Genomic DNA, 10,787 nt, shown 5'->3' with positions numbered 1-10,787 from the left:
ACTAATACCTTATATTCCACAGGAATACCTAGATTATCTTCATGAGTAGAAGTAATCCATACAATATGACATTTAGATTTATTTAGATACTGTAAGACCTTATGTCCCACATGCTCAAAATTACCATTTAATGAAATCACAATTGCGACAGAATCCTTAGTCATCTGTTTTGCACACTCTAATTGTCTTTCTGAATCCATATATGCAATCGTAAACTTTTCTAACATTAACAAGTCTGTCTGTAATAGAATAGCGGCACTTGTAGAAAACTGAGTTCCAAAGAAAGCGACTTCTTCATGATCATGAATTAAATGAAGTACTTCATCCAATATTTTCCAATCAAGGATTTTTGAAATTTCTTTAGTAGATTCAATAATCTGCTGCGCAAATTCTTCTGTTGCTTTTTCTGGTGAATGTGCCATACACTCTAAATCAATATTAATTAAATTATTGAACTTCTTATTATTAGAATGAAAACTATTGCATTCTTGTTTTAAGTGTGCAAAGTTTTCATATCCTAAAGCACGACAGAAACGTGAAATGGTTGCTGGAGACACAAAACATTCTTCTGCAAGTTCACTAATACGCATATCGGGAATACGATAAAAATTATTAGCCATAAACAAAGCTATAAAATAGTTTGTATCTGTTTCACTAGCTGTATCTAGATAGATCATCAGGCGATAAAATAAATTTTTCATATTTTCTCTCCTTCACGTTATTTATCTATATTATTATATAATACTTTTCAAATTAAAAAAAGAATGACATATGCACTATTTAGTAGAAATATGAACTGTATTCATATTAGGTTCACAATTCTCCGTTATATTCTTATATGTAGTTCACGGATACTCCCAAGTGACTACATAACTTCTCCCCCAAAAAGTTATTAAAAGGAAAATGACAGGCTTCCCCAGCATATACGGCCTGTCATTTTTTCTATTTCAAGACTTCTCTATAAACACGTAATACGTTTTTATAAAAGACTTTTTCTATTTCTTCAGTTGTAAGTCCTGCGTCTTTAAGTGCCTGTTCTAATTGAGGCAAGTAAGACGCATTTTTCATTTCTAAATTTTGTGAAATACCATCAAAATCAGAACCTAAACCAATACAATCAATACCAGCTAGATCTTTAATATAAAGAATATGCTTCACCATATCTTCAATACGTGATTTTTCTGCATTCTCACCTAAGAATCCTGCGGCATAATTAAGCCCCATCACACCACCACGATGAGCAAGTTTCAAAATCATATCATCACTCATATTACGAGCATGTGGGCATACAGCACGTGCATTAGAATGAGATGCCACAAAAGGTTTCTTGACGATATCTAATACATCATAGAAACACTTATCTGACATATGAGAGACATCAATGATCATTCCTAGATCTTCCATTTCTTTAATATAGGCTTTTCCTGCATCAGTGAGACCATGTTCATCATCACATGTATGATAGCCATGTGTATCATCATTCATATCAAAGTTAGGATATGTGAGTCCATTAATATGATTCCAGCTTAATGCCACCATACGTACACCTAAACGATAATAGTTTCTCAAATAAGAAAGGTCTTCATGAATCACAGCACCTTCTTCAATAGTAAGAAGCGCACTCATGACACCATTATGTGTATTGTCCATAATTTCATCATAAGTAGTGACAGGCTGAATCTTATCCTTATTCTTTCTCATTTCCTGATAGAAATAATCAATACATTTCATAACATGATTCACTGGATCTGCTGTTTCTTTTAATTCAGTAAAGATGGCAAAGTTCTGTAGAAGATAATCTCCTTCTTCCATCTTTTTTATATCAATATTTAAGTTATTTTCACTTAATGAGAGGTGATTCTTTTCCATCTCATAAAGTGTATCACAATGCATATCTACTACTTTCATTACTCTACCTCAAAAGGAATATCTAAAGTCTTATAGGCTTCTGTTTTATCCTGTGTTTCCTTAAGCCATGCAATGGCTTTTTTTAATTCTTCAGGGTCTTCTTCTACAATACCCCCTACTGCAACCTGTACAATATCATAAATAGACTGCCATAAATCATCAAAACTATGTGAATCCTGATCAGCCATTTCACTATCTACATATACATCTAAATCTCTACCTGTTTCATATGCTTCTTTTAATGTCATTTTTCTTTACTCCTTTATATATCCAAAATGAATACAAGCTTTATAAATACCATCATCATCAATATCTGCAGTTACATAATCTGCTTCCGCTTTAGTCATTGCATCACCATTACCCATACAAATTGACGAGGAGGCATGCTTCATCATTTCTATATCATTCTGTGAATCACCAAAACATACATAATAATCACTACCTAATACCTTTCCTAATTCCATAATACCTGTTGCTTTAGATACACCTGCAATGGCAACATCCGCAAAACAAGATAAGCCAGGTAATACTGAAATACCTTCTAAATCAAGAAATGGTTTATAGTCCCACCCTTTAGGTCCATAAATAATCATCATATCGACAAGATCAATCCCGTTATATTTTTCAACCGGCCCTATCTGGTTTCCAAAATAACGCTGTGTCTCTAAGACATATTCATCTGGTTCTTTTGTAATAATGCGATGTTCTTTCTTTAATGTTACTGCAAGATTGAGTTCATCTGCTTTTTCAATCGTACGAATAACATCCTCATTCTTAAAATGATGGGCATTGATTACTTTTCCTTTTCCATCAGTAATCAACTGACCATTATTAAATACAAAGCCATCCCAGTCCGCAATATCCTGTATACCAGTACGTAAGAAAGAATCTCTTCCTCTTCCTGTTGAAACAACGATTGGATATCCTGCTTCTTTTAATTTCTTAAGTGCAAGAATCGTTGAATCATATACTATATGTTCATCTGTCGTACCTCTAATAGTACCATCCACATCAAAACACATCATTGGTTTCATACCATCAACTCCTTACGCCTATTATACATAAAAAAGAAAAAGAATGCATCATGCATTCTTTATCCGATAATACCTAATTCTTTCATTTTTTCATGTACTGCTTTAATACCTGTTTCTTCATCTTCTCCATCGGCAGTAATCACAATCTTTGCCTTTGTTGGAATACCTAATGAAAGAACGCCCATCATCGATTTAAGATTCACAGTTTTACCTGAATAAGTTAAGTTAAAATCACTGTCGAATGTCTTTGCGACTTCGATAAGATCCATTGCAGGCGTCGCCTATAAACCTACTGGATCTGTTACGATGCATGCTAAAGTTTTTGCCATAAATTGTAACCCCTTTCATAACTATATTATACCACAATAAAAGGGGCATTAAATAAATAAACATAAAATTAAATAAAAAAAACGAACAAATTAATGTTCGTTGTTTACAGATGGCAGGGGCTACAGGAATCGAACCCGTATCAACGGTTTTGGAGACCGATGTTCTACCATTGGACCAAGCCCCTAAGTTAAACTGCTTGTTTATATTACCATACCAATTTCTAAAAAGCAATAGTAAAATACATAAGAAAATGATATTATTGTATGAGTGAGGTGAGTCTATGTTTTTTAAACGCAAAGAAGCAGTAAAAACAATTGAATTTAATCATGCTTATGAAGATTTTCAAAATAATATGAATATTATTCTTTTATGTGTAGATGATGATTTAAAGTTTGATGTCAGACATCCTGTTGATGCACAATGTTATCCTGCCAGATTAATTGATCAGCATGCTAAAAGGGATCTTGATCCTACTGCAACATATTATGTTTATGCACTTGCAGCTGGTACAGCACATGAAGGAGCAAGAAAATTAGTCAAAGCTGGATTTAAGGTCTTTGATTTAGGATCTTTAGTAGATTTCAAAGGACCTGAAGAAGGTAATTCTGTCAAACAAAAAAGACATAAACATTAAAGAAGGACTATAAAATTCATAGTCCTTCTTTTTCATATTATTTTAAATCTTCACCATTTGTTTTGATGACTTTCTGATACCAGTAGAATGATTCTTTTCTACGTCTAGAGAAGTCACCTGTTCCATCATCATATCTTTCTACAAAGATAAAACCATAACGTTTAGCCATTTCACCAGTAGAAGCTGATACTAAGTCAATACATCCCCAAGGAGTATAACCTCTTAAATCAACACCATCTAATACTGCTTCATGCATCTGTTCAATATGACTTCTTAAGTAATCGATACGATAATCATCACGTACTTTACCATCTTCATCAATCTTGTCATATGCCCCTAAGCCGTTTTCTACGACAAAGATAGGTTTCTGATAACGATCCCAGATTTCATTTAATGAATATCTTAAACCAATTGGGTCAATCTGCCAGCCCCAGTCAGAAGCTTTAAGATATGGGTTTGATACACCACCTAGGATATTACCTGAACCTGCTTCTTTACTCTTATCTGCTGTCTGACAATTAGACATATAATAAGAACATGTATAGAAATCAACTGGACCAGCCTTTAAGATATCTTCATCGCCTTCTTCCATAACGACATTGATATTATTTTCTTTAAAGTATCTCTTAATATAGTTTGGATAAGCACCACGGCACTGTACATCTGAACAGAACCAGTTCATCAAATGATTCTTTTCCTGGTTCACAATCTGATCATGAGGATCACATGTTAAACCATAGCTAGTTGCCATAATCTGCATACAACCTACCTGATAATTAGGATCAATTTCATGAGCCATTTTAACTGCAAGTGCACTTGCTACAAATTGATGATGTAAGCCCTGGAAACGATTCTGAGAATTATCTACCTGTTCCATGAAATTCATTGTCTTGATTTCATTTAAAATACCCTGTGATAAGAAACCACCCATTGGTGTAGTCGCTGAGTTGATTTCATTGAAAGTCAACCAGTATTTTACTTTACCTTTATATCTAGTAAAAATTGCTTTACAGAAGTTTAAGTAACAGTCAATCATACGACGATCTGCCCAGGCATTCCATTTCTTAGTTAAGTTAAATGGCACTTCATAATGTGAAATAGTAATTAATGGTTCAATATTGTATTTACGACATTCATCAATTAATTCTTCATAGAACTTTAAACCTTCTTCATTAGGTGTTTCTTCATCACCATTAGGGAAAATTCTAGTCCATGCAATTGAGAAACGATACATCTTGAATCCCATTTCTGCAAATAATGCAATATCTTCTTTAAAACGATGGTAATGATCAATCGCATCATGTGAAGGATAGAAAGTACCTTCTTCTAATACTGGTGTAATGCGTTTACTTACTGTTGCTGTTCCTCCAGTACATACATCAGGGCAGGAAACACCTTTTCCACCTTCCTGCCATCCACCTTCTAGCTGGTTGGCTGCAGTTGCGCCACCCCAATAAAAGTCTTCTCTAAAACTCATTATAATGTCCTCCTTGTTTTCAAGAGTATACTATCAAACATTTAAAGATTAAGCTTATTATTTTCATAATTTGAATTTTATATTGCACAGTGTTATATATTGTTATATACTGTTTATAGGAGGAAGAGATATGCATATTATCATTAATCATTCGTCAATGATTCCTATATATGAACAAATTGTAGAAGCCATTAAAGAAGCAATACTCTCTAATCAGTTATCTCCTAATGAAGCACTTCCTTCAGTACGTGCTTTATCTAAAGAATTAAAAATCAGTGCTTTAACTGTGAAGAAAGCCTATGATTTCTTGGAAAAAGAAGGCTATACAACAACTGTTCATGGAAAAGGAAGCTATGTATTGGAGGTTTCTCAAAATGAAGTAAAAGAAAATTGTTTAAAAGAAACAGAAGAACTATTATCTCGTGCTATAGAAAAAGGGAAATGTTCTGGCATTACTTATCAGGAAATGCAGGACATGTTATCTCTTATTATGGAGGATGTTTATGATTCACATTAATCATTTAAAAAAGAGTTATGCCTCATTTACTCTTGAGTGTAGTTTAGATATTCCTAAAGGTGTGATTACTGGAATTATAGGAATGAATGGTGCTGGTAAGAGTACATTATTCAAAAGCATTCTTGGTATTAATCCTATTGATGAAGGAAACATACAAATACCTGATAAACAGGATATTGGTGTCGTATTAAGTGAAACAGGATTCAGTGAATTCTTTACTGTATCCGATATAATCAGTATTCTTAAATGCACTTATAAACGTTTTGATGAAGATTTGTTTCATTCTTATTGTCAGCGTTTTGATATTCCTTTAGATAAGAAAACACGTACATTCTCTACAGGTATGAAAGCAAAACTGAATATCATTATTGCCTTAACACATCATGCACAGTTACTGATCTTAGATGAACCAACTGCAGGACTTGATGTTCTTACTAGAGATGAAATACTTGATATACTAAGAGATTATATGGAACAGGAAGATTGTACTATTCTTATTTCTTCTCATATATCGAGTGATTTAGAATCATTATGTGATGATCTTTATATTATTGATCATGGGCAGATCATCATGCATGAAGAAATGGATACACTTCTTTCTCTTTATGGTGTATTAAAGGTATCTAAAGAAGATTATGATAACTTAGATAAAGATTATCTGCTGGAAGTAATGAAAGAGCCATTTGGTTATACATGTCTTACAAATGAAAAACAGTTCTATAGTGAAAACTATCCTACTATTGTGATTGAACAGAATCATATTGATACAATGATTCCTATTCTATTGAAAGGTGAACGCTTATGAAAGGACTACTCAAAAAAGATTTATTATTACTTAAATCTCAAATAAAGTATATTGTAATGATTGTTGTGATCTGTTTAATTATGGCTTATGCAAATTCTGGATTTGCGTATATTTCTAGTTATCTTACATTCATGGGAACAGGACTTGTCTTCAATTCATTTTCTTATGATATGTATCACAATGAGATGACTTATCTCTTTGCCCTGCCTTTCAGCAAGAAAGAATACTGTTTAGAGAAATATATCTATGCACTCACTGTCACATTCATATCATGGCTGATTGCATTCCTTATAAGTTCCGCAACTCATATTAACTTAGAAACAATAATTGTCCAGCTTGCTATGCTCTTTTCCGCATTCATATATATTTCTATCACGATTCCTGTAATGATGAAATACGGTCGTGAAAAAGCAACTATTATTGGCTTAATGTTGATGCTTGTTTTATTTCTTGCAGTCGCAAGTGGTGCCACATCAGTTGGCATGTTGATGAGTCAAATTTCAGCATTCCTACTCATTGGAATATATGCCTTCATTGTACTCGTTGTCTTAATCATCTCATATAGAAGTACAATCTCTATTCTTAACGATAAAGAACTATAAGAAAGAACCGCTACATCTGGTAGCGGTTCTGTTTGTTTATATATTGTCCAATTATTATTCCAAGTAATGATGGAAGTACACCATATAATGCTATTTCTGAACTTGGCGCCAATATCTTTTCTATATCAGTTAATGATACATGAATAAAGCTAAGATAACAGCCAAGTAGCTCCATCATACCAAAGAATAATGTAAGTAAGTAAATAGCACGATGATCTGACTGACCATAGAGTACTGATATAATAAAAGCGGATGCAGGCAATACTAAATACAAAATAAATAATGACACTTCAATAATCTGTCCTGGATGTGTTCTTGACCAGGCAAATAATATATACAAAGACCAAATCACCATATAAATGAGAAATGGAATCCCCTTCTTTAACTTCTTCATACTAACCACTCCCTAATACTATTATATTACAAAATATATGTAATAGTTATGAATTTGATACTTGATCACTAGGAAGCGCTAATAAAAATATTGTCACAAGAATCATCGCAAAACCAATGAGATCAATACCCTTAAACGGTGTAGATAACCATACAAAGGCAAATAATGTAGCTGAAACAGGTTCAATACTTGCAATCATACTTGCTTTGACTGGTCCAATATCTACAACTCCCTGTAAATACAATGTAAAGGCAGCAGCTGTACCAATAACTATAATACCTATTGTCACAAGTAATCCATCTAAGTCTAATGCAGGTGCAAGAGTCCATGTCTTGCCTGCACATAATAGCACAACACCACCAAATAACATTCCAATACCTGTAACTGGTACACTACCATAAACTGCCATCAGACGCTTAGGATAAATAGAATAAGCAGCACTCGTAAAACCACAGGCAATACCCCAGAATAATCCTGTTGGAGTAAGTGCTAAGCCGTTTAAACGACCATGTGTTGCAATCACAAAGGCACCACCTAAGGCTAAAACAATACATAATGCTTCAATCTTATTTGGTACTCTCTTTGATGTAAGACAAACGAAGATCATGATATAAATTGGTGAAAGATACTGCAATACTGAGGCAGTTCCTGCATTGGATGTATTAATAGCCTGTAAATAAGTGAACTGACACAACATTAAGACAAAACCAAAACCAAATGTTTTAATCAAGTCTTTCTTTTGACTTACTAAACGTTTCATCGCTTCTTTTTGTGTCAATGCACCAAATAGTGTAATCAATAATCCCGCAAAACACATACGCATAGATGTGAGCCACATCGGATTGGCTTGATAATGAGTAAATAAGAACTGTCCGCTTGCACCTGAAAAACCCCAGCATGTCCCACCAATTAAAGTGAGAAGTACTCCTCTTTTAAAATGTTCCATAATGTCTCCCCCGAAAATATGTCCATATATCATAACACAAAACAATTAAAAGAGAAGTAAAAAAAGGCAGATTTCTCTGCCTTACTTATTGAACTTGAATGTTTTAATACCAGGATAAACTGCACTATCACCTAAAGCTTCTTCAATACGAAGTAACTGATTGTATTTAGCTACTCTTTCAGTTCTACTTGGTGCACCAGTTTTAATCTGACCTGCATTGAGGGCGACAGCTAAATCCGCAATAGTTGTATCTTCTGTTTCACCAGAACGATGAGATACAATGGCTGTCATGTTTGCGTTATGAGCCATCTTAATAGCTTCTAATGTTTCAGATAGCGTACCAATCTGATTTAACTTAATAAGAATAGAATTACCTGCTTTTAATTCAATACCTTTAGATAAGCGTTTAGTGTTTGTAACGAATAAGTCATCACCTACTAGCTGTACTTTGTCTCCTAATTCCTGAGTCATAAGTGTCCAGCCTTCCCAGTCTTCTTCATCTAAACCATCTTCTAATGAATAGATTGGATACTTTTCAACTAAAGATTTCCAATGTGCAATTAACTCTGCAGATGTATAAGTCTTACCTGACTTAGGTAATTTATAGAAGCCTTTCTTATCTGTCTTCCATTCACTTGATGCAGCATCAATTGCAAGTACAAAGTCTTTACCTGGTTCATAACCCGCATTTTTAACTGCTTCTAGAATAGTTTCGATTGTTTCTTCATCAGTTGATAAGTCTGGCGCAAATCCACCTTCATCACCTACTGAAGTAGCGAGTCCCTTAGACTTTAATAGTGACTGTAATGCATGGAATACTTCAGTCGCCATTCTTAAAGCGTCTTTAAAGCTATCAGCACCTACTGGCATGATCATAAATTCCTGTACATCCACAGTATTTGTGGCATGAGCACCACCATTTAAGATATTCATCATTGGGACAGGAAGCTTATTCGCATTCACACCACCAATGAAACGGTATAAAGAAATACCTTCACTCTTAGCAGCGGCCTGAGCAGCTGCTAAAGAAACAGCTAAAATCGCATTGGCACCAAAGTTAGATTTATCTTCTGTACCATCTGCTTCAATCATTAGTTTATCAACATGATATGTATCTCTTGCATCAGCACCAATGACTGCTTTCGCAATTTCATTATTCACATGTTCGACTGCCTTAGAAACACCTTTACCACCAAACTTCTTAGGATCGTTATCTCTTAATTCTAATGCTTCAAATTCACCTGTAGAAGCACCACTAGGGCTTGCAGCACGTCCTACTGTACCATCCGCAAGAGTCACTTCTGCTTCTACTGTAGGATTCCCACGAGAATCAATAATTTCACGTCCATATACTTTCTCAATTAAATATTTGTTCATTGTTTACCTCCGAGTTAGTTTTCTCTAACTATGGTTAGTTTAGCATAACCATAGTTATTAAACAAGCAAAATGACCAGAAAAATTAATTTAATATATTTATTGCATTTACCCTATATGTATGATAATATCTACTTGATCAATCCTTTAGAAAAGAGTGGCCACGGCCACTCTTTTTTTTACTTGATATTCAATTGTTGTGAGAGACGATGCCCGTCTTTAGAAGTTATCACTATGTTTTTTAGAACCCAATTAAATATCCTTTTGAAATTAAGCTGATTATTTCGGCTTTTTTACGCTTTATATTTTCTCAAATTATTTTTCATGGTATAGCATACATAGTGATATATTAAATTGGAGGTGTACCCATTACATATTTTCTAAAAAAGGTGAAGCTGAATGGCCGTACTTACCTCTCTATTGTGGAGAACTACTACTCCCGTGATAAGAGAGGTGCAGCTCATCGCACATATAAATCCTTATCTTCCGTTGAGACATGGAAGGCAAAGGGAATAGATGATCCTGTTGCACATTTTCAAAAGGAAGTTGAAAAACTCAACCAAGAAGCTAAGAATAAAAAAGTTATTAAGATATCAGATAAAACGCCTAAAACGAATCTAAGCTACTTCTCTTTCGTATCCATAATGAATAAGCTTGGATAAAGAAGTATGTAGACTACTTCAATCTATCTAATTCCTTTGAGTATGATATTCTTGAAAGAATACTGCAGTTCAAGGTGCTTAACAACAAATACAGCACATCAGA

At 34.0% G+C, this 10,787-nt stretch carries 13 protein-coding genes, 1 tRNA gene and 1 pseudogene; 5 read left to right on the top strand and 10 right to left on the bottom strand.

Features of this window, described 5'->3' with window-relative positions; all coding sequences use genetic code 11:
* The 6 genes from ACT8VG_RS03235 to ACT8VG_RS03210 form a co-directional block, all read right to left on the bottom strand.
* Positions 1-701, bottom strand: a 701-nt coding sequence (locus ACT8VG_RS03235) for a MurR/RpiR family transcriptional regulator (protein WP_444195193.1), incomplete at its 3' end; no start/stop codon positions are given.
* 241 nt (positions 702-942) lie between these two features.
* Positions 943-1,908 carry a dipeptidase gene (locus tag ACT8VG_RS03230; RefSeq protein ID WP_444195192.1) on the bottom strand — a complete coding sequence of 322 codons (966 nt, stop codon included), beginning with the start codon at positions 1,906-1,908 and terminating at the stop codon, positions 943-945.
* Entirely contained in the window at positions 1,908-2,156 is a 249-nt protein-coding gene (locus tag ACT8VG_RS03225; protein WP_006506073.1) for a hypothetical protein, read from the bottom strand. The genes ACT8VG_RS03230 and ACT8VG_RS03225 overlap by 1 nt, the downstream gene beginning before the upstream one ends.
* Positions 2,157-2,162: 6 nt before the next feature.
* A complete protein-coding gene (locus ACT8VG_RS03220; RefSeq protein WP_444195191.1) occupies positions 2,163-2,942 on the bottom strand; it encodes an HAD family hydrolase in 780 nt (259 codons plus the stop codon).
* A gap of 59 nt (positions 2,943-3,001) precedes the next feature.
* Positions 3,002-3,211 carry an HPr family phosphocarrier protein gene (locus tag ACT8VG_RS03215; RefSeq protein WP_444195190.1) on the bottom strand — a complete coding sequence of 70 codons (210 nt, stop codon included), beginning with the start codon at positions 3,209-3,211 and terminating at the stop codon, positions 3,002-3,004.
* 171 nt (positions 3,212-3,382) lie between these two features.
* Positions 3,383-3,456 (bottom strand) — tRNA-Trp (locus tag ACT8VG_RS03210).
* Between the two features lie 96 nt (positions 3,457-3,552).
* On the opposite strand from ACT8VG_RS03210, the gene ACT8VG_RS03205 reads away from it, so the two are divergent.
* Complete coding sequence (locus tag ACT8VG_RS03205) at positions 3,553-3,906, top strand: hypothetical protein (protein ID WP_187011595.1); 354 nt, start codon at positions 3,553-3,555, stop codon at positions 3,904-3,906.
* Positions 3,907-3,943: 37 nt separating this feature from the next.
* Here the strand turns inward: ACT8VG_RS03205 and ACT8VG_RS03200 are convergent, their stop codons facing one another.
* Positions 3,944-5,383 (bottom strand): glycoside hydrolase family 1 protein, encoded by a 1,440-nt coding sequence (locus tag ACT8VG_RS03200; protein ID WP_444195189.1) that lies wholly within the window; start codon positions 5,381-5,383, stop codon positions 3,944-3,946.
* A 130-nt stretch (positions 5,384-5,513) separates the two neighbouring features.
* Here ACT8VG_RS03200 and ACT8VG_RS03195 point away from each other — a divergent pair, with 130 nt between their 5' ends.
* Genes ACT8VG_RS03195 through ACT8VG_RS03185 form a run of 3 tightly spaced genes read left to right on the top strand, consistent with a single transcriptional unit; the run spans position 5,514 to position 7,307 of the window.
* Entirely contained in the window at positions 5,514-5,900 is a 387-nt protein-coding gene (locus ACT8VG_RS03195; RefSeq protein WP_187011593.1) for a GntR family transcriptional regulator, read from the top strand.
* The gene (locus tag ACT8VG_RS03190; protein ID WP_444195188.1) at positions 5,887-6,705 is read left to right on the top strand and encodes an ABC transporter ATP-binding protein; all 819 of its coding nucleotides are present in this window, start codon (positions 5,887-5,889) and stop codon (positions 6,703-6,705) included. Before ACT8VG_RS03195 ends, ACT8VG_RS03190 begins: the two co-directional genes overlap by 14 nt.
* The gene (locus tag ACT8VG_RS03185; protein WP_444195187.1) at positions 6,702-7,307 is read left to right on the top strand and encodes an ABC-2 transporter permease; all 606 of its coding nucleotides are present in this window, start codon (positions 6,702-6,704) and stop codon (positions 7,305-7,307) included. The genes ACT8VG_RS03190 and ACT8VG_RS03185 overlap by 4 nt, the downstream gene beginning before the upstream one ends.
* 10 nt (positions 7,308-7,317) lie before the next feature.
* On the opposite strand, the gene ACT8VG_RS03180 is transcribed toward ACT8VG_RS03185, so the two are convergent.
* From ACT8VG_RS03180 to eno, 3 genes are all read right to left on the bottom strand, one after another.
* Positions 7,318-7,701 (bottom strand): hypothetical protein, encoded by a 384-nt coding sequence (locus ACT8VG_RS03180; protein WP_444195186.1) that lies wholly within the window; start codon positions 7,699-7,701, stop codon positions 7,318-7,320.
* A gap of 46 nt (positions 7,702-7,747) precedes the next feature.
* A complete protein-coding gene (locus ACT8VG_RS03175; protein ID WP_444195185.1) occupies positions 7,748-8,647 on the bottom strand; it encodes a DMT family transporter in 900 nt (299 codons plus the stop codon).
* 81 nt (positions 8,648-8,728) lie between these two features.
* Positions 8,729-10,024 carry a phosphopyruvate hydratase gene (gene eno / locus ACT8VG_RS03170; RefSeq protein ID WP_195921426.1) on the bottom strand — a complete coding sequence of 432 codons (1,296 nt, stop codon included), beginning with the start codon at positions 10,022-10,024 and terminating at the stop codon, positions 8,729-8,731.
* A gap of 366 nt (positions 10,025-10,390) precedes the next feature.
* Between eno and ACT8VG_RS03165 the strand changes: the two are divergent.
* Positions 10,391-10,787, top strand: a pseudogene (locus ACT8VG_RS03165) (hypothetical protein); the annotation flags it as partial.

It is taken from the genome of Catenibacterium sp. (genome assembly GCF_052354645.1).
GTDB classification, from domain to species: domain Bacteria; phylum Bacillota_I; class Bacilli_A; order Erysipelotrichales; family Coprobacillaceae; genus Catenibacterium; species Catenibacterium mitsuoka_A.
Note: the sequence above shows the minus strand (reverse complement) of the source record. Positions and strands in the feature narration are given on the sequence as shown.

Bases quoted from the DNA above. Each gene is read 5' to 3' on its own strand.
- ACT8VG_RS03230 (WP_444195192.1), bottom strand. From the start codon at position 1,908: ATGAAAGTAGTAGATATGCATTGTGATACACTTTATGAGATGGAAAAG.
- ACT8VG_RS03225 (WP_006506073.1), bottom strand. From the start codon at position 2,156: ATGACATTAAAAGAAGCATATGAAACAGGTAGAGATTTAGATGTATAT.
- ACT8VG_RS03220 (WP_444195191.1), bottom strand. From the start codon at position 2,942: ATGAAACCAATGATGTGTTTTGATGTGGATGGTACTATTAGAGGTACG.
- ACT8VG_RS03215 (WP_444195190.1), bottom strand. From the start codon at position 3,211: ATGGATCTTATCGAAGTCGCAAAGACATTCGACAGTGATTTTAACTTA.
- ACT8VG_RS03205 (WP_187011595.1), top strand. From the start codon at position 3,553: ATGTTTTTTAAACGCAAAGAAGCAGTAAAAACAATTGAATTTAATCAT.
- ACT8VG_RS03200 (WP_444195189.1), bottom strand. From the start codon at position 5,383: ATGAGTTTTAGAGAAGACTTTTATTGGGGTGGCGCAACTGCAGCCAAC.
- ACT8VG_RS03195 (WP_187011593.1), top strand. From the start codon at position 5,514: ATGCATATTATCATTAATCATTCGTCAATGATTCCTATATATGAACAA.
- ACT8VG_RS03190 (WP_444195188.1), top strand. From the start codon at position 5,887: ATGATTCACATTAATCATTTAAAAAAGAGTTATGCCTCATTTACTCTT.
- ACT8VG_RS03185 (WP_444195187.1), top strand. From the start codon at position 6,702: ATGAAAGGACTACTCAAAAAAGATTTATTATTACTTAAATCTCAAATA.
- ACT8VG_RS03180 (WP_444195186.1), bottom strand. From the start codon at position 7,701: ATGAAGAAGTTAAAGAAGGGGATTCCATTTCTCATTTATATGGTGATT.
- ACT8VG_RS03175 (WP_444195185.1), bottom strand. From the start codon at position 8,647: ATGGAACATTTTAAAAGAGGAGTACTTCTCACTTTAATTGGTGGGACA.
- eno (WP_195921426.1), bottom strand. From the start codon at position 10,024: ATGAACAAATATTTAATTGAGAAAGTATATGGACGTGAAATTATTGAT.